The organism is Lactobacillus amylolyticus (genome assembly GCF_003999355.1).
GTDB classification, from domain to species: domain Bacteria; phylum Bacillota; class Bacilli; order Lactobacillales; family Lactobacillaceae; genus Lactobacillus; species Lactobacillus amylolyticus.
In genome coordinates this window covers 471,195-494,913 of sequence record NZ_CP031835.1, presented here as the reverse complement: position 1 = coordinate 494,913, position 23,719 = coordinate 471,195, and the positions used below count along the sequence as shown (strand labels likewise).

Here is a 23,719-nt window from a genome sequence, read left to right as displayed (position 1 = left end):
ACACTTTTTTTATTTCAAATATTTAATTATTAATCCAAACTTTCAGTCGCAAATGAACGATTTTCAAGTGCTGTCAAAAGCGCATCAGCAGTATCTAATGCCGTCAGCAATGGAATGTTTTGTTGAATTGCAGTTTGCCGAATGATGAAACCATCAGAATTCTTTTCCAAATCATGGCCCATCGTGTTGATCACCAAATCAATCTTCTCTTGCTTGAGTTCGCTCAAAATGTTGTTATCGCCATTTTCATGAACCTTAGAAACTAATTCCACATGCAAACCTTTGTCACGTAAGAATTCTGCCGTACCTTTGGTTGCGAAAATTCTATAGCCGATTCGAGCAAATCTCTTAGCAATAGGCAAAATAGCTTGTTTGTCACGATCTTCAATGGTTAAAAGCACGTTGCCATATTCAGGCAATTTCATTTTAGCTCCTGCAAAGGCCTTGAACAAAGCTTTCGCAAAGGTATGGTCAGAGCCCATAACTTCACCAGTAGATTTCATTTCAGGTCCAAGGTAAGAATCAATATCGGCTAATTTGCTGAAGCTGAAGACTGGGGCCTTAACACTGATCATTTCAGGCTCCGGTGCCAAACCATCTTTATAGCCTTGCTCGGTCAAATTTTCACCCATAATTACGCGTGAAGCAACTTGGGCCATTTCAATCCCCGTAATCTTGCTTAAGAATGGTACCGTTCTTGAAGCTCTTGGGTTAACTTCGATGACATAAACTTGACCGTCACGGACGATAAACTGAATATTCATAATACCGATACAGTTGAGTTTCAAAGCCAACTTTCTAGTGACATCGGTAATCTTTTCTTTCACTTCATCAGTAAAGGTTTGTGGTGGGTAAACGGCCATTGAGTCACCTGAGTGAACGCCGGCATGTTCAATATGTTCCATAATTCCTGGCAAAAGAACCGTCTTGCCGTCACAGATGGCATCAACATCACATTCGCGACCATCAAGATAATCGTCAACCAAAATTGGGTGGTCGGCTGCGATATCAACGTGGTCATGCAAGTATTCTTCAAGTTCGTCCTTGCTGTAGACAATTTCCATTGCCTTCCCACCTAAAACATAGGATGGACGAACCAAAACTGGGTAGCCTAAGCGATCTGCTGCTTCAAGTACGCCTTCATGCGTTGTTGCAGTAAGGCCTTTTGGTTGATTCAAATGAAGATCCTTAATGATTTCATCGAACAATTCACGGTCTTCAGCACGGTTAACATCTTTAACCTTGGTACCCAAAATCTTAATGCCGTGTTTTTCAAGACCGGCAGCCAAGTTTATTGAAGTTTGACCACCGAATTGAACAATTACGCCTCCTGGCTTTTCCAAGTCGCAAACGTTCAATACATCTTCAAGAGTTAATGGTTCAAAGTAAAGCTTATCAGAAATTGAGAAGTCAGTAGAAACCGTTTCGGGGTTAGAGTTAATAACAATTGCTTCATAGCCCATCTTTTGCAAAGCCTTAACACAGTGAACAGTGGCGTAATCAAATTCAACACCCTGACCAATTCTGATTGGGCCAGAACCAATAACCAAAACTGACTTTTTGCCTGTCTTATGACTTTCATTTTCACCATCATAAGTTGAGTAGAAATATGGCGTTTTTGATTCAAATTCGGCAGCACAGGTATCAACCATCTTATAAACCGGAATAATGCCATTTTCTTTCCGCAAATTTCTGACATCATCGACATCTTCATCCCATAAATTGGCAATTGTCTGATCAGAAAAGCCATACTTCTTAGCGGTTCTCAAAACTTCAACATCATCTTCATGATGTTCCAAGGTCTTTTCCATCTCGACCATATGCCTAACGATATCCAAGAAGTAGAAGTTGATCTTAGTTAGTTCGTGAACATCTTCAAGACTGTAGCCTCTTCTGAATGCTTCAGCCAAGTAGAAAAGTCGATTATCTTGCGCCTTAACCAGCTTGGTTTCCAGCTGATCATCGCTTGCAGCATGTGCTTCAGGTGAATACAAGTCTTTTTCATCAATTTCAAGCGATCTGACTGCCTTTTGAAAGGCTTCTTCAGCAGTACGACCGATAGCCATTACTTCTCCAGTGGCCTTCATTTGCGTACCCAATACACGATCTGCCTTTGGGAATTTATCAAATGGCCAGCGTGGAATCTTGCAGACAACATAGTCCAAAGCTGGTTCAAATTCTGCATAAGTAGTACCCGTAACTGGATTCTTGATTTCATCCAAAGTCATCCCAACAGCGATCTTAGCTGCCATCTTAGCAATTGGATAACCAGTTGCCTTTGAAGCCAAGGCTGAAGAACGAGAAACTCTTGGGTTAACTTCAATTACGTCGTAATTGAAACTGTTAGGATCCAAGGCAAGCTGAACGTTGCAGCCACCCTCGATCTTAAGCGCTCTGATTAAACGCAATGAACAGTCTCTGAGCATTTGGTATTCCTTATCAGATAAAGTTTGTGACGGTGAGAAGACAATTGAATCCCCCGTGTGAATACCAACCGGATCAAAGTTTTCCATACAGCAGACAATCATTGCATTATCGTGACTGTCGCGCATTACTTCGAACTCGACTTCTTTATAACCAGCAATTGATTGTTCAATCAAACATTCAGTAACTGGTGAAAGTTCCAACCCATTTTTACAAATACGAGCCAATTCTTCTCTATTCTTACAGATACCACCACCGGTACCACCCATCGTAAAGGCTGGACGAACGATAATCGGATAACCGATCTTATCGGCAAAATCCAAAGCTTCTTGAACATGGTGAACAGTCAATGATGGTGGAACTGGTTCGCCTAAACTCTTACACAATTCCTTGAACTTTTCACGATCTTCGGCTTGTTCAATTGAATCAAGCTTTGTTCCCAAAAGTTCAATATGCAACTCATCCAAGATGCCAGTTTTTGAAAGAGCCAAAGCCATGTTTAATCCAACTTGGCCACCAAGAGTTGGCAAAATTGCATCTGGATATTCTTGGCGAATAATTCTAGAAACAGATTCAACTGTCAGTGGTTCGATATAAACTTTATCGGCAATGGTTGTATCAGTCATGATTGTAGCTGGATTAGAGTTTACCAAAACTACTTCATAACCTTCTTCACGCAAGGCTAAACATGCCTGAGTACCTGAATAGTCAAATTCAGCGGCTTGACCAATAATGATTGGACCAGAACCGATCACCATAATTTTATGAATATCTTTTCTCTTAGGCATGACGCTTTTCTTCCTTTCTTTGATCAATCATTGACATAAAGTCATCAAACAATGAATCTTCATCGTGAGGACCAGGCGTGGCGTCTGGGTGGAATTGAACTGAAAATGCAGGATATTTCTTGTGACGCAATCCCTCAACTGTTCCATCGTTTACTTCAACGTGGGTAATCATCAAATTGTCTTTATCAACTGAATCAGCGGCTACTGCATAACCATGGTTTTGCGAAGTAAAACCAATATTGCCTGTTGCAATTTCTCTTACCGGATGGTTAAAACCACGGTGGCCGAATTTCATCTTGTATGTTTTAGCACCGTTAGCCAAGGCAAATACTTGGTGACCCATACAAATTCCCATCAGTGGAACATGCTTTTCTACTTTCCGAACCATCTTAGTGGCCTCAATCATTTCTTCTGGGTCACCAGGACCGTTAGATAAAAGCACGCCATCTGGATGAAGACCTAAAACCTGCTTAGCCGTTGCCGTATACGGTAAGACGATACAGTTGCAGTCGCGCTTAGCCAATTCTCTTAAAATACTGTGCTTGATTCCAAAATCAATTACCACAATATTGCGCTTAGAACCGGGAACAGGATATGGCGTTTTGGTTGAAACCCGACTGATAACGCCTTTGGTAACCTGCTTTTGCTTTAAGTCTGCTGCAATTTTTTCAGTATCATTTTTAGAAGTGGCGATCTTGCCGCGCAAAGTTCCGTGGACCCGCAGCTTTTTAACCAATTCCCGCGTATCAATTCCTTGAATGCCTGGAATATTCAAATGCTCCAAGAACTTCGGCAAAGTTGTTTGCATTCTCCAGTTGGTAGGATGCCGCGCAACTTGGTGACAGATTACGCCTTTAATGCCAGGTTCAAGTGACTCATAGTCGGCTAAAGTAATACCGTAGTTGCCGATCAATGGATTAGTAAATACCAAAATTTGATCAGCATATGATTGATCGGTAATTGCTTCTTGATAGCCGGTCATCCCAGTTGTGAAAACAACTTCACCGACTGTCTCTGTATTAGCACCGAAACTTTCGCCTTCATAAATTGAGCCATCTTCTAAAATTAAGTATTTCTTACTCATTTTCTTCACCCCGCTCGTAAACTACCTTACCGCTGACGATTGTCATGACTGTTTGACCATAGACTTTTTCGCCGGTAAATGGTGAATTGACGCCTTTGGACAAGTAATCTTCTTCCTTGATTTCTGCTTCATGCTTTAAGTCAAAAATTGCAATATCAGCTTCAGCTCCAGCCTCCAAATGACCACAATTCTTGAGACCAAATTTATCAGCTGGCACATCGCTCATTAAACTTAGCAATTTTCCCAATTTAATAATGCCCGTCTTAACGTACTTAGTGTATAAAGTTGAAAATGCTGTTTCGCTGCCGGTGATACCAAAAGCAGCGTTGCGGAAGCTACCTTCTTTTTCGCTTTTAGCATGTGGGGCATGATCAGTGGCAATAAAATCAATCGTACCATCCAGCAGACCACCTACTAAGGCTGCTTGATCCTCTTTGGATCGTAATGGCGGATTCATCTTAAAGTATGGGTTGTCGCTTGGAATATCGCTGTCCGTTAACAGCAAGTAGTGCGGTGCAACTTCACAAGTAACATTGATTCCGCGTGCTTTGGCAATGCGAACCAACTCAACGCTAGTTGCTGTTGAAACGTGGCAGATGTGATAGTGGCAGCCTGTTTTTTGTGCTAAAAGCAAATCACGCGCAATTTGCGTAGTTTCAGCCAATTCCGTAATTGGCGGCAAATTCAATTCTTTGGCTTTTTCGCCTTCATTAATGACGCCCTTTTGATATAAAGCATTATCTTGGCAGTGACTTGCGATGATCAAATTGTTTTCTTTAGCCTTCTGCATTGCCAGATACATTGTCTGCGCGCTTTGAATGCCATGACCGTCATTGCTTAAGGCAAAAGCACCAGCTTGTTTTAAGGCAGAGTAGTCCGGAATTTCGTCACTGGTTTGATCAACCGTGACCGGTGCATACTGCAAAATATGCACAACGCCTTTTTTCTTATTTTCGGCGATCATCTTTTTGATCAGATCGGGAGTGTTAGGAACCGGTGTAACGTTTGGCATGGCCCCCACAGTAGTAAAACCGCCATGAGCAGCAGCTAAACTACCGGTATGAATATCTTCTTTATAGGTTTGACCAGGATCACGGTAATGAACGTGAACATCAACGAGACCTGGACTCACTAGTTTGCCTGAAGCATCGATTACATGGTCACCGGTTAAATCTTGCCCGATTGCTTTAACTTTGTTTTTTTCAATTAAAACATCTGCTTGAAGCAAACGGCCATTTTGATAAACCGTTCCGTTCTTGATTACTGTCGTCATTTATTCGAGTCCTCCTAACTTGCGGCCGCGAATTACCGCTTCAAGCATTGCCATTCTCATGAAGACGCCATTTTGCATTTGTCTGAAGAACATGCACTTAGGCGCTTCAACTAATTTGCCATCAAGCTCAACACCATGGTTGATTGGACCTGGGTGCATGATGATTGTGTCTGGTTTCAATTCGTCATAACGCTTTTGATTGATGCCATACTTTTCATGATAGCTTTCTGCACTGAAAGTCTTTTCGTTTGGATCACCAGCGTGGCGTTCATGTTGTACTCTAAGCAACATCATGACGTCCATTTCAGGGACCAATTCATCGATTGTCTTGAATTCACCATACTTGTCATAAGCGTGGTCATACCAGTAATCTGGGCCTGAGAAGTAAACCTTGGCACCAAGTCTGGTCAAAAGTTCCATATTGCTTTTGGCAACTCTAGAATTAGTGATATCACCGACGATAGCAACCTTAAGTCCTTTAATATGGCCGAAATGTTCATGAATCGTCATCATATCAAGCATGCATTGAGATGGGTGCTGACCGCTGCCGTCACCTGCGTTAACAACGCCGATGTTCAAATGTTGATAGGATTTTGGATGAATCAAATCTTCATAGTATTCGTTTTGCGAGTGCCGAATGACTTCTAAGTTGACACCCAAAGCATTCATAATTAATGAAGTATCATATAGAGTTTCACCTTTATTAACTGATGAGTGAGCTGGATCAAAAGGAATAACCGTCAATCCCAGCTTTCTTTCAGCCATCTCAAAACTGGTATGCGTCCGACTTGAATCCTCAAAAAACATGTTCGTTACGTAAACTGGATTGGTTAAATTAGGAACCGCTCCACCCTGCTTAAAATATTCAGCCCGTTTAATTAAACTGGTAACTTCTTCTTGTTTAAGATTTTCAACACTGACAAAATTCTTTAAACTAACAAGATTTAAATTTTCCATTTTTCCACCTTTACCAAAACAAAAAAGCCCGAAGTCAATTGACTCCAGGCTACAGTTTTTCGGTGTGCTAAAAAGACACAACCGTTCTGGCCCTCTCTGGAGTCAATTAAATGGTTGATTACTTTAAATTAAGATTATTTAGGTAGTGCTTTTAAGACTACTTCATCATTTTGATCAATTTCCTTAACGTGAACGGCAACTTGTTCATCTTCAGAAGTTGGAATATTTTTACCGACAAAATCCGCTCTAATCGGCAGCTCGCGATGACCACGGTCAACCAAAACTGCGACTGCAATTGAACTAGGACGACCTTTCGCCATCAAAGCATCCATCGCAGCCCGGATCGTGCGTCCGGTATAAATGACATCATCAATCAAGACAACATGCTTATCGTTGGTTTGAACGCCAACTTGATCAGAATTAACTACCGGATCCTGCTTAAGAGAAGCATCATGCCGATCATCACGATATAAAGTAATATCAAGCTGACCAACAGGAACATCTACTCCTTCAAGCTTTTGAATGCGATCATGAATCCTTTGTGCCAAATAAATGCCCCGCGTTTTAATTCCGACAAGAACTAAATCCTCGGTTCCTTTATTGCGCTCAATTATTTCATAAGTAATTCTTGTTAAAGCACGCTTGATTGCGAGTTCATCCCAAATCTTTTTGGTCATATTTTCCTCCCTGAAAATGCCCATGAAAAAAGCTCCTAATCTAGTTAGACTAGGAGCTTCACTGATAAAGTTGCATTCAACTTTAAACGCGCCACTTTACTAGCCTCACGGGACTAATTTAAAAGGACATTGATTGACTTAAATATACTTGTACCAGCACATTTTGTCAATTATTTTTATAATTTTCTTTAATTAAACTCAACTTGGCCTACTAAATCATTGATATCGTCAACATGCAATTTTTTAAGCAAATCTGGCAATGCTTGCGCAATATGCGGACAAGCTAGAGCATCATGGAAATGCGCCGTACCCACTGCAACTGCACTGGCGCCGGCTAGAATAAATTCAACGACATCTTCTGCTGACTCGATACCGCCCATTCCGATAATCGGCAAATTGGTGGCTTGATGAACTTGCGCTATCATACGAACGGCAATTGGCTTGATTGCGTGACCTGAAAAGCCGCCCATATTATGACCCAGAACTGGCTTGCGCGTCTTGATATCAATATGCATCCCCAGCAAAGTATTAATCATTGAAAGTCCATCAGCCCCACCTGCTTCAGCTGCCTTTGCAATTTCAACAACATCCGTAACATTTGGCGTTAATTTAACATAAATTGGCAGATCGACTGCATCTTTGATTTTTCTCGTCAACTCTTCAATTACATCGGGATGCACGCCAAAGCTCATTCCGCCGCGAGCAACGTTAGGACAGGAAACATTTATTTCCAAAGCATTAACCAACTTAGAAGATGCCAATTTTTGTGCAACTTCGACGTAGCCAGCTTCGTCGTCACCGCCAACACTGGCCATAATTGGCAAAGCAGGATATTTTTGCCTGAATTTAGTTAATTTATCGCTAATTACCGCATCAACGCCAGGATTGGTAAGGCCGACTGAATTAAGCACCCCATCATCCAAAACGGCAATTTGCGGCTGCGGATTGCCAGTAGTTGCCTTAGGAGTAGTAGTTTTAATAATCATTGCCCCTAACTCATTCAAATCAAATTTTTTAGCAACAGGAACATCCCCAAAACCGAAAGTTCCGCTTGCTGGCATCAATGGATTTTTTAAGGCTAGACCTGGCAAAGAAACATGAATATTCGTCATATTTTTCCTCCAAAAATGAATGCTCACTGTCATTCTTTTATTTCTGATAACTTTTCGAAGAAAAATTCTACACGGATTTTTTATTTTTTCAAATTAAATTTTCGGTTGTTTTTTATTTTGCTAGGTGGTAAACTCACTTCAAGCAAACTTTAAACGGTACAGAGAGACCGCAAGTTAACAAAATGACTTAAATTTACCTAGAACAAGTCTATACTTGTGCATTTTCTCTGTGCCAGTATAGGCTTTTTTCTATGTGGAGGAAAAATGGCAAAACCAGTATTCGTTGCTCTTGACGTTGACAGCAAAACTAAACTTGACAGCTTGCTTGCTTCCTTAGGCAAGCCGCAAGATACTACGATCAAAGTTGGAATGGAGTTGTTTTATCATGAAGGACCAGCAATTGTAAAAGAACTAGCTGACAAAGGCTATCACATTTTTCTTGATCTTAAACTGCACGATATTCCCAATACCGTCTATAGTGCCGCTAAACAATTAGCTCATTTAGGAATTGAATATACTACCGTTCATGCTTTAGGTGGCAGTCAAATGATCAAGGCTGCCAAAGATGGCTTAATAGAAGGGACGCCAGCTGGACGAAGCGTACCGAAACTGCTTGCCGTGACAGAATTGACCTCGATTTCAGACCAAGTTTTAACAAATGAACAGCACTGTGCACTGCCAATGAATGAACAAGTGCTCTCACTAGCAAGCATGGCTCAGAAAGCTGGTGCAGATGGCATCATTTGTTCACCGCTTGAAGTTAAGGAACTGCATCAAAAAATTACAGGGAATTTTCTCTTCGTCACGCCAGGAATCAGACCAAAAACCAGCGGCAGCGATGATCAAGCAAGAACCGCTACCCCGCAAGAAGCAAGAAAATTCGGTTCAAGCGCAATCGTAGTCGGACGACCGATTACCTTAGCTAGTGATCCACAAGCTGCCTATGAAGCTATTAAAAAGGAGTTTAATTAAAATGCATCAAGATCAAATTATTTCTGCCTTAATTGCAAATAAAATTATTACCATTTCGCCTGATAAGCCTTTTACCTATGCAAGTGGCATGCACTCGCCAATTTATACCGACTTGCGCTTGACGATCTCCTATCCAGATCTAAGAGACATGATTGCAAGCGACTTAGCAACCTTGATTAAAAAAGAATTTCCAGAAGCAACCATTATTGGCGGCGTAGCAACTGCAGGTATTCCTCACGCCGCATTAGTTGCCGAAAAATTGCATTTGCCAATGATTTACGTTCGTCCAAAGCCAAAAGATCACGGCAAAGGTCGTCAAATCGAGGGTCGTTTTAGCAAAGACGATCAAATTGTCTTAATTGATGACTTGATTACAACTGGTGGCTCAGTTCTCAATGCTGTTCAGGCAACGCAAAAAGATGGCGGTCAAGTTTGCGGCGTTTCTTCAATTTTTACCTACTATCTGCCTGACGCAAAAGAAAATTTTGCCAAAGCAAATGTAAAATACGCACCACTTCTTTCTTATCCTGAACTGCTTAAAAAAGAAAAGGAATCCGGTCATATCAGTGCTGATCAATACGAAGTTTTGCGCCATTGGCATGAAGATCCATGGCATTGGAAGAATTAGAAGTGTAAAAGGACAGGGGCGGCCCTGTCTTTTTTTTATGCAAAAATGCTAGGATATAACTATATCAAATTTAGAAAGTGTAAGACATGGTTAAAAAGCGCAAGAAATTTTACACAAACCACTCAATCCAGAGTTAAGCAACATCATGGCGCGGGGGATTGTGCGTCGGCGTTACGACCGGATTAATTGTCAGCATCTTTCGCTGGATTATCGATCAAACGATGGCACTATTAGATCACATTTATCCCCAAATGGCTGCCAATAATGTTTTGCTTTTGCCCTACATTTTGCTGATGCTGCTAATCAGTTTTGTTCTTGGCGAAATTATTGGACCATATATCGGCAACCTCGTTGGTTCTGGCGTACCGCAAATCGAAGCCGTTTTCTTAAATGAAAACGAAATGCCATGGTGGTCAATTCTATGGCGCAAATTTATTGGCGGTTTGCTTGCAATCTGTCCCGGTTTAATGCTTGGGCGCGAAGACCCATGTATCGAAATGGGTGCAAAGGTTGGTCAGGGCTATGCTGAAGCAGTTTTTCAATCTGATTTGAAAGAAAAACGCCGTCTTCAGCAAAGCGGCGTTGCTGCTGGTTTGTCTGCTGCTTTTAGTGCACCGCTAGCCGGTGTTTTCTTCTTAGTGGAAGAAATTACCTTCAAATTTAAAGCGGTCAATGTCATTTCCGCATTAATTGCAAGCTTCTCTGCTGATTTGGTTACCCTGCTTTTCTTTGGAACTAAACCTTGTTTATTTTTACCCGTTCATGGCAACTTGCCTTTAAACGCATATTGGACCTTGCCCTTAATTGGTATCGTGCTTGGATTTCTAGCATATGTATACCAATTCGTTATTTTGTCATTAAGACCGCTTTTTGCCAAAATCGAGTTCATCCCTAGAAAATATCAAAACATCATTCCACTTCTGCTCATTATTCCAATTGGGCTTTGGAATGCACGTCTGCTTGGCGGCTCGCATGTTTTGATCACTAGCTTGTTCAATCAAGAATTTGAAGCCAAATTTTCGACTGGTTCCTTAACTTTTATTTTGGTGCCGATTGTCATTTTCTTGGTTCGCTTTGTCTTCTCAATGCTGTCTTATGGCTCCTCCGTACCTGGCGGAATTTTCATGCCAATTCTGGTTCTGGGTGCATTATTAGGAGTAATTTTTACTAATCTGTTAATTCACAATGGGATCATTACCAGCACTTATTATCCACATATCATCATTTCAATGGCGCATCAGGTCTTGCCGATGGTGATCACGGTCTTTATCGCTTATTACGTTCTTGATTTATTAGGCGGTCGGCCGATCTACGAAGCCTTGCGCATTCAAATGAATTTTAAGCAAAAATAAAAAAGCTGAGCAAAAGCTCAGCTTTTTTTATGACAATTTGACGTCCATCATCACTTCTTTTTGAACAGTTTGGTAAACTGTTGAAACATGCAATACGTGATCAAGAAACTTTTCTTTTTCTTCATTGCTCATTGAGCTTTCAAATGAAATTCTAATTTTCATGGCTGCAACATCACTTTTGCCATGGCCTAAGTCCTCTGTAACGGTCGTAGTTTTAACTTGAAAATCTTTTACATCCAGTTTATGGGACTTGATAATCATCGCAGCTGACATGGCAATGCAAGAATTAACCGCACCTGTTAAATATTCCACAGGATTAGGACCTGCGTTTTTCTTAACCGTATCACAAATAAATTTATAATTGCGAGCCTGATTGATCAATTGCCATTCTTGCTCGCCTACACGCGTATTAACTTGGTATTTGCTCATTGTTGTCTCCTTTTAATGTTGTTCAATCGCCTTGTTCAAACGTTGATGATAAAAAGCGTAAATCAGAATTGCCAATGGAATAATGATCAACTCTACTGGATAAAACCAGGTAATTGGTAAAAGACTGTCAACTATTCCACTCAAAATCGGACCAAAAGCCATGCCGATATCGAGGCCGAGATAAAATGTCGAACTAGCCAGCCCCTGTTCGCTGATCGGTGCCAGCAAAAGCGCTGTGGCCTGAAGCACTGAATAGATGACGCCATAGCCAACTGCCATTCCTGCAGCAGCTAGTGCCATTTGCCAGTTGTTGTCCATGACTGTTAATAAAAGCAAATAAAGCACGGTCGCAATTGTACTGATCCAAAACCAAATGCCAAAACGAACGGTATCAAAGAGATTTTTTAAACTGATTCTGATGACCAACAAAACTACGGCATAAATTAGGAAGTAGGATCCCACTGCTACGTTTAAGTGTTTTTGCTCGACATAAGTTACAATGTCCGCCTGCGTTGAAAAATATGGCAAGGCAAATAAAGTAGTTAGAATTGCGACTGGCAAAGCATTCATCTCAATAATTTTAAAGCCATGCTTTTTCTGCGTCTGGGGCTTAGTCTTTTTTCTTGGCAAAGCATGATCACCCACGAACTGAATCGCAATGATCATTAATAATGCTGAAACAGCCGCAATAATGATGGCCTCACGATAACCGATTTTTTGATAAAGATTGATCGAAATAGCTGGTGCTAATGCCATCGCTAACGCATTCATTAGGCCATAAAAGCCCATCGCTTCACCGACATGCTCTCTTGGAACCAGAAAAGCCAGCCAGGTTGTCATGCAAACGGTGCAAAGAACGTAGCCGGTCCCATTGATTAAACGAAACAAAAGCAGCCATTGACTTGCTGGCGTTAGAATGTAGCCCACAATCCCAATGAAAATCAAAATGCCGCCGATTAGCGATAAGCGATATTTAGAAAAATGATCAGTTAAATTTCCCGCAATTGGTCGCAAAAACATCGCTGCAATACTCATAATGCCAACGATTAGACCTGCAAAAGCAGAATTAGCACCCAAATCTTTGGCATAGCCATTGATTAACGGATTGATAAACATCGTGCCAAACATGAAAAAGAACGAAGCTGCCATGACTAAAATGACATCTTTAGTATAAATTGATTTTTTCTGCGTCAAAATAAGTGCCTCTTTATCTCCGAACTAATTCAATTTTAGCACGAAAGAAAAAATAGTTTGAATCAAGCGATTCAAACTATTTTTTGCATTACTCAAAATTCCAGCAAATTTTTCTTTGGTAATGTTCAAACGGCAAAAGCGTAATTTCGCTTAAGTCGGTACCTGATGCAGGTGGACATTGTGCTTCAAAAGTGATGCCATCATAAGCTCCATAGGCAGCAGTTAGGCCTTGATGATTAAAGTGGTTTGCCGTATAAATCACAACAGCCGGCGCATTGGTCGTCATTGTCATCGTATGCTTTTGTCCGCGTAAAACAACAGCCGGCTGATTGCCATTCAAAATAAACGGATGATCGAGGCCGTTACGCAGCTTGATTTGCTCATCATCAGAGTCTAAGGCCTCTTTGACCCTTTTACCTTTGGTAAAATCAAACGCAGTTCCTGCAACTTTTGCCATTCCGCTTGTTGGCAAACCATCAGCACCGACCGGCAAATAATAATCGGCATTCATTTGCAGGTTAAGCTCTTTGGCACTTTCACTTAAATTAAAGTATGTATGATTGGCTGGATTGAAAATCGTCAATTGATCACTGACGCAATTGATTTCATAGCGTAAATTATTTTCATTATCGAGTTCATAGACGACATGCAGCCTCAAATTGCCACAAAAGCCGTTATGCCCATCAGGATCAAAATAAGTTAGATCTGCTCTAGCACTTTGCTCCGTAGCACTCAGCTTAAAATGCCATACTTCCATATCAGTTCCATGTCCACCATGGATATGATTTTTGCCATCATTTACCGGCAATTGCCAAATTTGTTGACCATGTCGCCATTGGCCTAAACGAACACGACCACAGATTCTGCCAACCGTACCGCCTAAAAAGTTGCGTTCCTTTGAATAATCTTCTGGCTTAGCTAGCGATAAGATCATATCTTCACCGTTTAGCAAAACCTTTTCCAAGGTTGCGCCATAATTCAAAATTTTAACGCTCATATTATGATCATTGCTTAAGGTGATTTCGCACAAATCATGACCTGCCAAAACGCCATATTTATTAAAGCTTGTTTTCATTTTAATCAATATCCTCTTTTAATGCGTTAATGAACAATTCCCAGCCTTGCTCGCCATCTTCATCATTCTTAAAGACTCCGGCATCTTGCAAAACCCGTTCAAAGACATCCACTACGGCTTGTTGCATTACTTGGTCGACATTTCCAGCATCAATCTTGTGCTCTTCTTTAATTGCCTTGGCCCATGCTAAATGACTCTCTGCCATGTCATTGCTCTCGCCAAGCCAATACTTCTTAACCTCTTCCAGCTCTGCCTTTAGCCGCCCTGGCAAAATTGCACGCCCCATTACTTCGATCAAACCAATATTTTCTTTCTTAATATGCCAGAGATCTTGATGTGGGTGAAAAATTCCTAATGGATATTTATCAGTTGTATTGTTGTCCCGCAAAACGAGATCAAGTACGAATTTTTCTCCTTCTCGGTGCATGATCGGCGTTACTGTATGGTGCGGAGTTTTACCAACGAAAGCTTTTATTTGGCGCTTTTCATCGTCATAATGATCCCAAATTTTAATAATTTGCGTACCCAGATTAATTAATGCGGAAATATTTTCGCTACTGAGTCGCAAATCGCTCATCGGCCAATCGACAATACCAGCATCAACATCGGGATAAGAAGCAAATTCAACTTTTTGCTTAATTGCTGCCTTCATCATTGGAAAGACATGTCTTCCGCCTTGATAGTGCTCATGGGCCAGCATTGAACCGCCCACAATCGGCAGGTCAGCATTTGAACCAACGAAATATTCTGGAAGCTGCTTTTCAATATCTACCAGATTAATCAAAGTTTGTTCATTAATCTTCATTGGTTCATGCTTTTGATCAAGAAAAATGCAGTGCTCATTGAAATAAGCGTATGGCGAATATTGAAAGCCCCATGGCTTGCCCGCGATCGTCATGCGAATAATGCGCAAATTGGAACGAGCATTCTTGCCGTAGCCACCTAAGTAGCCTTCGTTTTCAAGACAAAGCGCACATTTTGGATACTTCTTGCCTGTGTCATGAGCGGCGGCTGCAATGGCCTTTGGATCTTTTTCAGGCTTGGACAAATTAATCGTAATTTCTAATTCGTGGCCATTTTTGCCAGTTCCGTCAAAGACAACATTTTTGGCAATAGCCTCTTTTTTTACGTAATTGTTTCTGACGCATAAGTCATAGAACCAGGAAGTTGCCTCTTTTGACGATTCCTGCATTTTTTGCCAGAAAAGATAATTTACTCTTGAAGGAACAGGTGTCATTAAATCATAGAGCTGATCGTTTAAAACTTCCCGTGAAGTTTGATCATCGGCAATCTTCTTATTTCTAACGGCTAAGTCAACCAATTGTTTTGCGGCTGGCAAGCTGCCGCTTGCATCTTCTTCATGATCGCCAACCAAAGCCCGGATTTTATTAATTAGATAAACACGATCAAGTGGCTCAAAACTACCTGCAGCTATTACTTCATCTGCAAATTTTTCAATAACTTTCATATTCTTTGTCCTTTTCTTACTTAAATCTTTTTAGTACCGTCAACAATTTCTGCATCGTAGAAACTAGCATCATAGCCAATCCGGTCGCGGTAAACTTTGCCAACATTCTTCTTAAAGGCATCGGCTTGGTCTTTCTTGACAATTGCAATTGCAGAGCCGCCAAAGCCGCCACCGATCATTCTTGCGCCAAGTACGCCAGGTTGCTTCCAAGCTGTTTCTGCTAAAGTATCAAGTTCTCTACCAGTTACTTCGTAGTCGTAATGAAGCGAAATGTGAGAAGCATTGATCAAACGACCAAGCTTAGCCAAGTCATTGTCTTCCATGGCCTTGGTAGCTCTTAAAGTTCTGCCGTTTTCACTGACAGCATGACGGGCACGTTTCAACTCAGTCTCATCATTAATCAGGTAGCTGTATTCATCAAAGGTGTGATCATCCAGTTCGCCCAAAGCCTTAATCTTCAACTTGGTTTGCAGCTTTTCCAAAGCGCCATGACATTCAGCAACCCGATCATTATAAGCGGAAGAAGCTAAAGTATGCTGTTTGTTAGTGGACATAATAATGATTTCATAATCGTCCAATTTAAGTGGCTTATATTCATATTCCATGGTGTTGCAATCAAGGAAAATAGCACTGTCTTTTTTGCCCATAATGCAGGCAAATTGATCCATAATTCCTGAGTTCAAACCAACAAATTCGTTTTCAGTCTTTTGACCCAATTTGGCTAAAGCAATGCGGCCAATATCTAAGTCGAATTCTTCTTTAAGAATGATTCCCATCAGCATTTCAATCGCAGCTGAAGATGAAAGACCCGAACCAGATGGCAAATTAGCTTTAACATAAAGATTAAAACCATGATTGATTTTTGCGCCATCTTTTCGTTGGCGCAGGTATGTCAGCATCCCTTTAAAGTAGTTTGCCCAAAAGCAATCGTCTTTTTCAACCGTTTCATCATCAAGGTCAAATTCAACTACTGGTCCATGGACATTGCCTGAATAAAGGGCAACTTTATTGTCCTTGCGTGGGCCATAGACGCCATAGATTCCTAAACTGATCGCAGCTGGAAAGACGTGACCGCCATTGTAATCGGTGTGTTCGCCGATCACATTGATTCTACCTGGTGAGAAAAAGATGTCTTGTCCTTTTTCACCAAATTTTTCTTGATAAGCTTTTAGTAATTCTTCTTTGTTCATTTTTGATACCTCATTTTATTTTTGCAATCGTTTTCATAAATTTAGTATAAAGTTTATTACTAAATTAGTAAATATTTTTACTGGCTAAAATAAAAAAGAGCTTTTGCTCACTCTTCTAAGAAAAGCTTTTTCTAACAATCAAATTGGTATTCATCTCTAGGTGCAAATTAGGGCGATGCGGATCACGAATTCTGCCTAAAAGCATATCCAATGCCAATTTGCCCATTTCTGTTTGATCAATGTTATAAGTAGTTAACGGCGGCGACATGTATTGACTGACATCGTTATTGTTAATACTAATGATCGCAATATCTTGGGGTACTTTAACATCTGCTTCATTCAAAGCCTGCAATACTCCAACGCTCAAAGTATCTGACGAAACAATCAGTGCCTCTGGCAAATTATCCTTGCATTCCTGCAGCATTTTCTGACACAACCGATAGCCATTTTTGACGCTAACGATTCCTTGCGCAAAAACTTTTGCTTCTTTAATATTCTTCAAGCGCGCCGTCTCACGAAATCTGATTTCACGAATATCCCTTTGTGAAGCTCCATCTAAGTTAAAACTTTCAGCCCCAATAAAAGCAATTCTCTGGTAGCCTTTTTGAGTTAAACGATCAAGTGCATCTTCAACGGCAAGCCCTAAATTAGGCTGTACGGAATCAAATAATTGCGGAGCAGGATTAATATCAATGAACACGCCATTTGCCAAAACTTGGTGCAGATTTTGCAAGTCCTTTTCCGTAATTTCAGCCGTCCCTACGCCAAGAAAGCCTTGATACAAATCAGCTTTTGCAATTAAACCCTTGATGCTGGTAAAGGTTGTCAGCTCCAGCTTTCTCTCTTTAATTACATTCTCAAGTGCCTTTTTCAAATAAGCAAAATATTCATCTTGAATGTGTTCAGCGCCGTTAACCCGATAAAGCAAAGCAAGTGGCAGTTTGATCGGCGTTTTCTTTTCTTGCTGCCAATATCCCAGCTCATTTGCAACTTTTAGGATTTTATTTTTCGTCTCAGCGGTGACTGATAAAGTTTGGTCATTATTTAAGAGACGCGAGACCGTTGCTTGAGAATAGCCTGCTTTAGCAGCGATTGCTTTAATTGTTGTTGCCATAAAAATCACTCTTTTTTAGAAAATCTTCGATAATCCTATTATACAAAGAAAAGCGCCAAATGGTAAATATTTTACTAAAATAGTAAATGTGTTTATTTTTTGGCTAAACATGTGATATACTATAATCGATTTTTGAATTGAAAAAAGGAGCAAAACTATGCGTGTTTTAGTTATTGGTGGTGCAGGCTATATTGGCTCGCACGCCGTTAAGAAGTTGGTTGCTGAAGGCAACGATGTGGTTGTCCTTGATGCCTTATACACCGGCCACAGAAAAGCTGTTGACCCAAAGGCCAAGTTTTATCAAGGCGATATTGAAGATACCTTTTTGGTAAACAAGATCTTACGTGATGAAAAAATTGATGCTGTCATGCACTTTGCTGCTTACTCACTTGTTCCAGAATCAGTTAAAAAGCCGCTTAAGTATTACGACAACAATGTTACTGGCATGATTTCACTATTAAGGGCAATGAACGATGCTGGTACCAAATATTTGATTTTCTCATCCAGTGCTGCAACTTATGGGGTTCCTAAGAAGCTGCCTATCACTGAAGATACGCCGCTTGATCCAATCAACCCATATGGCGAAACCAAGATGATGATGGAGAAGATCATGGCTTGGGCTGATAAAGCTGACGGTATTAAGTACACTGCCCTTCGTTACTTCAACGTTGCTGGTGCAGCTGAAGATGGAACGATCGGTGAAGACCACGCCCCAGAAACTCACCTTATTCCAAATATTTTAAAGAGTGCAATTTCAGGCGATGGCAAGTTCACTATCTTTGGTGATGATTACAACACCAAGGACGGCACCAACGTCCGTGACTACGTTCAGGTTGAAGACTTAATCGATGCTCACATTTTGGCTCTTAAGCACTTAATGAAGACCAACAAGTCAGATGTCTTTAATTTGGGTACTGCTCATGGCTATTCCAACCTTGAAATTTTGGAATCTGCTAAAAAAGTTACCGGCATCGACATTCCTTACACAATGGGTCCACGTCGCGGCGGCGATCCAGACAGCTTGGTTGCCGATTCAACCAAAGCAAGAACTATTTTGGGCTGGTCACCAAAACATGAAAACGTCGATGACGTCATCAGAACTGCTTGGAATTGGCATAAGAGTCACCCAAAGGGTTACGAAGACAAGTAAAAAATATTTCTGAAGTTAAATTATTTTGTTTAAAAAATCTAAATTAAATTCTCACGAAAAAAGCGCCTGGCAACTGCCAGACGCCTTTTTTATTCTAAAGTTATTCTTGGGTTAATTTACTGAAAGCCTCGTTGGTTTCGACAATTTCGCCCATTATCTTATTGATCCAATCATTAAGCTTGTCATCATCATAAGCTGCCATGCCGCCTTCAGTATCAGCGATGTCAGCTACACCATCATTAAAGTCGGCCAATTCAATCATCAGCTTTTCAGCAAATTCCTTGGTACTGCCAGAAAAGTTGTTGGCGAATTTCTTAGTATTTTCGTACTTTTCCCCAATTTCAGTGAAAATTTCAACATTTTTCTTAAAAACATCATCCAAATTCTTCATATCTTCTTGGTTAGGAACAGTAATTTCTTCACCCTTAGTCAATTGATCGTCAAGCCGCACGCCGATATCATTTAAAACCAGGTGTTCGTTGTACAAACGGCTCAATAATTTGATTCCGCTTGGATTGCGTGCTTCAAAGTTAACAGTAATTTCGTCTGCCATTATTATTTCCTCGTCTCTTAATAAATTTAGCTAATATAATTGTAATACAAAAAGCAGTGACTTCAAAAGCCACTGCCTTTTCTAATTATTGCTGAGATAATTTTTAATCACCTTAAAAACGCCATCTTCGGTATTAGCTGGAGCCAAATATTTAGCCGCGTCTTTTGCTTCCTGACTGCCATTTTTCATCGCGTAGGAATATTTGGCAAACTGCAGCATTTCAACGTCATTGCCGCCATCGCCAAAGGCCATTAAATAATCGCCGGTTAAGTCCATCTTTTCAAGCAGCAGTTTCAGGCCCTCACCTTTATTGACGCCGTAAGCATTAACATCGACCGCGTTTTTAGCTGAAGCAAAGGCGGAAATCTTTTGCCCAAATTCTTGGTTATACGCAGCTTCAATTTCTTTAGCAATACTGCTATCAGGCACATGGAAAGTTACTTCCAAAATACCATTTTCCGGCAAGACAGACCAATCTGAAACTTCAATGCAGGAGCAGCCGGCAAAGTATTCCAAGAATTCTTTTACATTCTTGGGGGCATCCCTGTTAATGTAGGATTGTTTGGTATGGAAAACCAAAGTGGTTGCATCAGCATATCTTTGATTAACAAAATCAATCACACCGATTGCATCTTTTCTTGCCAATTGCTGAAGAGCCACTTCCTGATCATTCTCGATTAAACGCGCGCCATTAGAAGTCACAAAAGACAATTCTGAATAAAAGTCGGCGAAGTCTTTGCGCAAGCGGACATATGGTCTTCCAGATGAAATAATAAACTTAACTTGACGCTGATGCAGTTCAGTCAAAATTTCGCGAAATTTCTCATGGTCAAAGTCGTGTTTTTCATTTAAAAAGGTGCCATCCATATCGACAGCAATTGCTTTAAATGGTAGTCCCATAATTTACCCCAATCTCAAAATAGTTAACAACTTATTATAGCCTATTTTGGGTCAAAATGAATTTAACTGGTAACCAGAGATTTCCAGAAGATATTTAATTTGTTCTGCTTTTTCAGATTGATGCTCCAGTCAAGCTTGATAATACTTGACCGTTAATTTTTGCAGCAAAATCAGCTTTGAATCAGACAATCGGGTCAAATAATTGAGTGCTTTTTCGAATTCGTCACGCTGATTATCCTGGTAACAAAACCGCGCATACCTGGCTTCGATATTGGCAAGCAAAGAGAGTGAATATTCGTTCCTTTCTTTTTGATAATTATAATCGTTAAAAATTGAGTTAATCAGCTCTGCCAATTCTTGAAAGGAATAGAGGGACATCGACATGAAGAAGATCCAGAGCGAATCTTGATCCCATTTTCCTAGCTGAAAAATAGTATGTTTGGGTTTGCGCTGATCATATTTGGAAATACGATATTGGGTATCGCCCAAATCTGTTAGGAGTAGTGAAATCACCTGCCTGTACTTTTGATTTGTAAAGTTCGGGTCATTCAAAATTGCTATCAGACTGGCCGCATCCTTTTCGGAATAAGCTGCTTCAATTGTTTCTTGATAAGGAAGATTTTTCGGCTTTAACGCTTTTAATTCATCAACTTTTTCTTCATAAAAAGCCAATGTCAGCTGATCTTGAATAATTTGATCTTCGGTTCTTAATTTGGTTATCCCTGAGAAGAAATCGTATAAAGACACGTGATGATCATTTAAAATATCTAGTAGATCATTGATTGTAATATCATGCTTTTCATGCTCAACCCTAGAATAAAAAGAAGTTGTCATGATATTATCAATCATTTCAGCTTGCGTCAGACCAAGGAAAATTCTGGTCTCTTTAATTGTTGTGCTATTCTCATATCTATCTCTATTTCTTTTCCCTATTCGAAGTTTCAGATTAATAATATGTTCTTTTCTGTATAAAGTCCTAAAATATTCATATTTGCATAAAAAGCATCGACTTTTTTCGGTCGATGCCTCTTTAAGCTACTGTGTCCTTAATTAACGGGTAATAATTGCCCTTCTTCAAAATATGAATTATTTCATTTTTCTTTCGTTTCATCATCATGCTTAAATAACGATTCATAATATGTTGCTAGCAAATCGCTAAAACCAATCTCTGGAGTGACTGGCAATTCTCTTAAAAACTTAATTGGGAGCCGCATGTAAGATTCATCCGCCTTCTCATGGTAGCAGCAATCAAGAAATTTACGGCAATCCAAGAAACAAATTGCAGCGTGAAGGGATCTGACGCCGGATGTTTTCGGTCCCAGTCTTTGCCGACAATTAGTGACTTTACTTTTGCCTTCAATTCGGTAGAAATATGGTCATTAGAATGAGTTACCCAGGCGTAGGCTAATTCTGATCTAAATTTAAGCCAGGATGGTAAATCATTATCTTTTTGATTTAATTTGGTTTCAATTTTCTTTAACTTGGCAAGGTTTTTAGTATTTTTAGCAAAAGTAATTTCTGCTTCAATCTCATAATAGGAATTGTATTGATTTTTGCTTTGATTGCTGAGACGGCTGAAGAAACCAACTACATCAAAATGATGGGCAGTGAGCAGCTTAATTAATAGGTCGGCGTCGATGCCACGCTTATCATTTCTACTTTTGAATAAAATAATTGCGTTACGATTTCTCCGGCCATCTCTTTTTGTGTCATACCAGCGTGCAGGCGGTAAGTTTTTAAAGTTTGCCCAATTGTCATAAATTATCCTTCAAAATCTAATCAAGATTATTATAGCGGATTTATGTATAAAGATAGAGTTGCACACTCACTTCATGTACAACTCTTTTTTCATTCAAGAATTATTATCTTAAGTTCAATTTGCTTGCTGGAATCCAAAGGTTCTTACCTGCAATCTTGTAGTAAGTCTTGCCAGTAGCTTGACCATTTGCACTGTTGTTTTTATTAAAGAAAAAGCCGTCCACAAAGGACGACTTTAATCTAGAGAATATATAAGTAAGTTTTTCTTCTATTAATTAAGAATTAGTAACCCATGTAACGGTTTCTTTCCCAATCAGAAACAGATTGAGTGTATTTTGACCATTCAAGTTCTTTAGATTCAATGAAGCTCTTAGTTAAGTGTTCACCTAAGGCATCTTCTATCAACTTATCAGCCTTGAATGCCTTAATAGCATTGTGCAAAGTTGATGGTAATGGCTTGATACCATGCTTAGCTCTTTCTTCTTCAGTCATTTCAAAGACGTTAGAAGTTACAGGCTTCATTGGCATCTTTTGTTCCTTGATTCCTTGCAAACCAGCAGTAAGGCAAGCTGCAAGAAGAAGATATGGGTTAGCAGTTGGGTCAGCTGAACGCATTTCCAAACGGGTGTTGATTTCTTCAGCATCTGGAATACGAACAAGTGGTGAACGGTTCTTAGTAGCCCATGAAATGTAAACAGGAGCCTCAAAACCAGGAATCAATCTCTTGTATGAGTTAACAGTTGGGTTGGCAACAGCAGTGATTGCGCGAGCATGTTCCAAAATACCATTCAAGAAGTATAAAGCAGTGTTTGAAAGGTGGTATTCGCCATCCTTGGAGTAGAATGCATTCTTGCCATCTTTAAAGAGTGACATGTTGGTGTGCATTCCGTTACCAGCTTCACCTTCAATTGGCTTAGCCATGAAGGTTGCGAACAAACCGTGCTTTCTAGCAACTTGTCTTACAACCATCTTGAAGGTTTGAACACGGTCAGCAGTAGTTAAAGCATCATCGAATCTGAAGTCGATTTCTTGTTGACCAGCACCTACTTCGTGGTGAGCAGCTTCAACTTCAAAGCCAATGCTTTCCAAAGTTTCAACAATATCACGACGGCATTCAGCACCTTCATCGCTTGAAGTCATATCAAAGTATGAAGCATGATCTGGAACTTGAGTAGTCCAGTTGCCATCTTCACCTAACTTAAACAAGTGGAATTCAGCTTCAAAACCAATATCGAAGTCTGAGAAGCCCATTTCGTGCATTTGCTTAAGAACACGCTTTAAGTTGTTTCTTGGGTCACCTTCAAATGGTTCACCATTAGTCTTGTGAACTGAGCAAGTTAAACGACCAATCTTGCTGCCAGTTTTATCAGTCCATGGCAATACCATCCAGCTTGAAAAGTCTGGGTACAAAACCATGTCGCTTTCTTCAATTCTTACGAAACCGTCAATTGAAGAACCATCAAAACGAATATTGTTAGTTAAGACTTCGTCCAGTTGGCTGATTGGCACTTCAACAGCCTTTAAAGTACCGTTAATATCAGTAAAGGATAATCTCAAAAAGTGAACGTTGTTTTCCTTTACGCTTTTTCTAATATCATCTGCAGTAACTGTTTTACTCATT

Annotated in this window: 20 protein-coding genes and 1 pseudogene; 4 read left to right on the top strand and 17 right to left on the bottom strand. The window is 40.2% G+C overall.

The features are described 5' to 3' along the window. Positions 1 to 29 precede the first annotated feature (29 nt). The 6 genes from carB to D0Z64_RS02535 form a co-directional block, all read right to left on the bottom strand. A complete protein-coding gene (carB, locus tag D0Z64_RS02560) occupies positions 30 to 3,212 on the bottom strand; it encodes a carbamoyl-phosphate synthase large subunit (protein ID WP_080881269.1) in 3,183 nt (1,060 codons plus the stop codon). Next, positions 3,205 to 4,296 (bottom strand): carbamoyl phosphate synthase small subunit, encoded by a 1,092-nt coding sequence (locus D0Z64_RS02555; protein WP_080881268.1) that lies wholly within the window; start codon positions 4,294 to 4,296, stop codon positions 3,205 to 3,207. The genes carB and D0Z64_RS02555 overlap by 8 nt, the downstream gene beginning before the upstream one ends. After that, on the bottom strand, positions 4,289 to 5,569 hold the full coding sequence (locus tag D0Z64_RS02550; protein WP_080881267.1) for a dihydroorotase: 1,281 nt from the start codon (positions 5,567 to 5,569) through the stop codon (positions 4,289 to 4,291). Before D0Z64_RS02550 ends, D0Z64_RS02555 begins: the two co-directional genes overlap by 8 nt. Next, positions 5,570 to 6,526, bottom strand: a complete 957-nt coding sequence (locus tag D0Z64_RS02545) for an aspartate carbamoyltransferase catalytic subunit (protein WP_080881266.1) — start codon at positions 6,524 to 6,526, stop codon at positions 5,570 to 5,572. Between the two features lie 134 nt (positions 6,527 to 6,660). Further along, on the bottom strand, positions 6,661 to 7,203 hold the full coding sequence (pyrR, locus tag D0Z64_RS02540; RefSeq protein ID WP_080881265.1) for a bifunctional pyr operon transcriptional regulator/uracil phosphoribosyltransferase PyrR: 543 nt from the start codon (positions 7,201 to 7,203) through the stop codon (positions 6,661 to 6,663). Between the two features lie 188 nt (positions 7,204 to 7,391). Next, complete coding sequence (locus tag D0Z64_RS02535) at positions 7,392 to 8,315, bottom strand: dihydroorotate dehydrogenase (RefSeq protein WP_127345564.1); 924 nt, start codon at positions 8,313 to 8,315, stop codon at positions 7,392 to 7,394. A 264-nt stretch (positions 8,316 to 8,579) separates the two neighbouring features. Here D0Z64_RS02535 and pyrF point away from each other — a divergent pair, with 264 nt between their 5' ends. The 3 genes and pseudogenes from pyrF to D0Z64_RS02520 all read left to right on the top strand — a co-directional run bounded on the left by pyrF (position 8,580) and on the right by D0Z64_RS02520 (position 11,267). Continuing rightward, positions 8,580 to 9,287 (top strand): orotidine-5'-phosphate decarboxylase, encoded by a 708-nt coding sequence (pyrF, locus tag D0Z64_RS02530; protein ID WP_006351552.1) that lies wholly within the window; start codon positions 8,580 to 8,582, stop codon positions 9,285 to 9,287. 1 nt (position 9,288) lies between these two features. Continuing rightward, entirely contained in the window at positions 9,289 to 9,915 is a 627-nt protein-coding gene (gene pyrE / locus D0Z64_RS02525; protein WP_080881263.1) for an orotate phosphoribosyltransferase, read from the top strand. 145 nt (positions 9,916 to 10,060) lie between these two features. Beyond that, a pseudogene (locus D0Z64_RS02520) lies at positions 10,061 to 11,267 on the top strand (ClC family H(+)/Cl(-) exchange transporter). Positions 11,268 to 11,294: 27 nt separating this feature from the next. Here D0Z64_RS02520 and D0Z64_RS02515 read toward each other — a convergent pair. From D0Z64_RS02515 to D0Z64_RS02490, 6 genes are all read right to left on the bottom strand, one after another. After that, complete coding sequence (locus D0Z64_RS02515) at positions 11,295 to 11,696, bottom strand: OsmC family protein (RefSeq protein ID WP_080881262.1); 402 nt, start codon at positions 11,694 to 11,696, stop codon at positions 11,295 to 11,297. A 12-nt stretch (positions 11,697 to 11,708) separates the two neighbouring features. Next, positions 11,709 to 12,890 (bottom strand): MFS transporter, encoded by a 1,182-nt coding sequence (locus D0Z64_RS02510; protein WP_006351557.1) that lies wholly within the window; start codon positions 12,888 to 12,890, stop codon positions 11,709 to 11,711. 88 nt (positions 12,891 to 12,978) lie between these two features. Beyond that, entirely contained in the window at positions 12,979 to 13,965 is a 987-nt protein-coding gene (locus D0Z64_RS02505) for an aldose epimerase family protein (RefSeq protein ID WP_080881261.1), read from the bottom strand. Position 13,966: 1 nt separating this feature from the next. Then, positions 13,967 to 15,433, bottom strand: coding sequence for a UDP-glucose--hexose-1-phosphate uridylyltransferase (locus D0Z64_RS02500; protein WP_080881260.1), 1,467 nt, complete (start codon positions 15,431 to 15,433; stop codon positions 13,967 to 13,969). Positions 15,434 to 15,453: 20 nt separating this feature from the next. Next, on the bottom strand, positions 15,454 to 16,623 hold the full coding sequence (locus D0Z64_RS02495; protein ID WP_080881259.1) for a galactokinase: 1,170 nt from the start codon (positions 16,621 to 16,623) through the stop codon (positions 15,454 to 15,456). A 115-nt stretch (positions 16,624 to 16,738) separates the two neighbouring features. Next, entirely contained in the window at positions 16,739 to 17,737 is a 999-nt protein-coding gene (locus D0Z64_RS02490; RefSeq protein ID WP_080881258.1) for a LacI family DNA-binding transcriptional regulator, read from the bottom strand. Between the two features lie 157 nt (positions 17,738 to 17,894). On the opposite strand from D0Z64_RS02490, the gene galE reads away from it, so the two are divergent. Next, positions 17,895 to 18,887 (top strand): UDP-glucose 4-epimerase GalE, encoded by a 993-nt coding sequence (gene galE, locus D0Z64_RS02485; RefSeq protein ID WP_080881257.1) that lies wholly within the window; start codon positions 17,895 to 17,897, stop codon positions 18,885 to 18,887. A gap of 100 nt (positions 18,888 to 18,987) precedes the next feature. Here galE and D0Z64_RS02480 read toward each other — a convergent pair whose 3' ends face one another. The 5 genes from D0Z64_RS02480 to D0Z64_RS02460 all read right to left on the bottom strand — a co-directional run bounded on the left by D0Z64_RS02480 (position 18,988) and on the right by D0Z64_RS02460 (position 23,718). Next, positions 18,988 to 19,440: a hypothetical protein gene (locus D0Z64_RS02480; protein WP_006351563.1), complete on the bottom strand. Its 453-nt coding sequence runs from the start codon at positions 19,438 to 19,440 to the stop codon at positions 18,988 to 18,990. An 81-nt stretch (positions 19,441 to 19,521) separates the two neighbouring features. Beyond that, on the bottom strand, positions 19,522 to 20,340 hold the full coding sequence (locus tag D0Z64_RS02475; protein WP_080881256.1) for a Cof-type HAD-IIB family hydrolase: 819 nt from the start codon (positions 20,338 to 20,340) through the stop codon (positions 19,522 to 19,524). Between the two features lie 129 nt (positions 20,341 to 20,469). Further along, positions 20,470 to 21,189 (bottom strand): hypothetical protein, encoded by a 720-nt coding sequence (locus D0Z64_RS02470; protein ID WP_080881255.1) that lies wholly within the window; start codon positions 21,187 to 21,189, stop codon positions 20,470 to 20,472. Positions 21,190 to 21,960: 771 nt separating this feature from the next. Next, positions 21,961 to 22,098, bottom strand: coding sequence for a helix-turn-helix domain-containing protein (locus D0Z64_RS08495; protein WP_236943528.1), 138 nt, complete (start codon positions 22,096 to 22,098; stop codon positions 21,961 to 21,963). A 282-nt stretch (positions 22,099 to 22,380) separates the two neighbouring features. Then, entirely contained in the window at positions 22,381 to 23,718 is a 1,338-nt protein-coding gene (locus D0Z64_RS02460; RefSeq protein ID WP_006351570.1) for a glutamine synthetase family protein, read from the bottom strand. Position 23,719: the final 1 nt, after the last annotated feature.

Bases quoted from the DNA above. Each gene is read 5' to 3' on its own strand.
- D0Z64_RS02470 (WP_080881255.1), bottom strand. From the start codon at position 21,189: ATGATTGATAATATCATGACAACTTCTTTTTATTCTAGGGTTGAGCAT.
- D0Z64_RS02550 (WP_080881267.1), bottom strand. From the start codon at position 5,569: ATGACGACAGTAATCAAGAACGGAACGGTTTATCAAAATGGCCGTTTG.
- D0Z64_RS02490 (WP_080881258.1), bottom strand. From the start codon at position 17,737: ATGGCAACAACAATTAAAGCAATCGCTGCTAAAGCAGGCTATTCTCAA.
- D0Z64_RS02535 (WP_127345564.1), bottom strand. From the start codon at position 8,315: ATGACGAATATTCATGTTTCTTTGCCAGGTCTAGCCTTAAAAAATCCA.
- pyrE (WP_080881263.1), top strand. From the start codon at position 9,289: ATGCATCAAGATCAAATTATTTCTGCCTTAATTGCAAATAAAATTATT.
- D0Z64_RS02555 (WP_080881268.1), bottom strand. From the start codon at position 4,296: ATGAGTAAGAAATACTTAATTTTAGAAGATGGCTCAATTTATGAAGGC.
- D0Z64_RS02545 (WP_080881266.1), bottom strand. From the start codon at position 6,526: ATGGAAAATTTAAATCTTGTTAGTTTAAAGAATTTTGTCAGTGTTGAA.
- pyrF (WP_006351552.1), top strand. From the start codon at position 8,580: ATGGCAAAACCAGTATTCGTTGCTCTTGACGTTGACAGCAAAACTAAA.
- D0Z64_RS08495 (WP_236943528.1), bottom strand. From the start codon at position 22,098: ATGACAATTGGGCAAACTTTAAAAACTTACCGCCTGCACGCTGGTATG.
- galE (WP_080881257.1), top strand. From the start codon at position 17,895: ATGCGTGTTTTAGTTATTGGTGGTGCAGGCTATATTGGCTCGCACGCC.
- D0Z64_RS02505 (WP_080881261.1), bottom strand. From the start codon at position 13,965: ATGAAAACAAGCTTTAATAAATATGGCGTTTTGGCAGGTCATGATTTG.
- D0Z64_RS02495 (WP_080881259.1), bottom strand. From the start codon at position 16,623: ATGAACAAAGAAGAATTACTAAAAGCTTATCAAGAAAAATTTGGTGAA.
- D0Z64_RS02480 (WP_006351563.1), bottom strand. From the start codon at position 19,440: ATGGCAGACGAAATTACTGTTAACTTTGAAGCACGCAATCCAAGCGGA.
- D0Z64_RS02500 (WP_080881260.1), bottom strand. From the start codon at position 15,433: ATGAAAGTTATTGAAAAATTTGCAGATGAAGTAATAGCTGCAGGTAGT.
- D0Z64_RS02460 (WP_006351570.1), bottom strand. From the start codon at position 23,718: ATGAGTAAAACAGTTACTGCAGATGATATTAGAAAAAGCGTAAAGGAA.
- carB (WP_080881269.1), bottom strand. From the start codon at position 3,212: ATGCCTAAGAGAAAAGATATTCATAAAATTATGGTGATCGGTTCTGGT.
- D0Z64_RS02475 (WP_080881256.1), bottom strand. From the start codon at position 20,340: ATGGGACTACCATTTAAAGCAATTGCTGTCGATATGGATGGCACCTTT.
- pyrR (WP_080881265.1), bottom strand. From the start codon at position 7,203: ATGACCAAAAAGATTTGGGATGAACTCGCAATCAAGCGTGCTTTAACA.
- D0Z64_RS02515 (WP_080881262.1), bottom strand. From the start codon at position 11,696: ATGAGCAAATACCAAGTTAATACGCGTGTAGGCGAGCAAGAATGGCAA.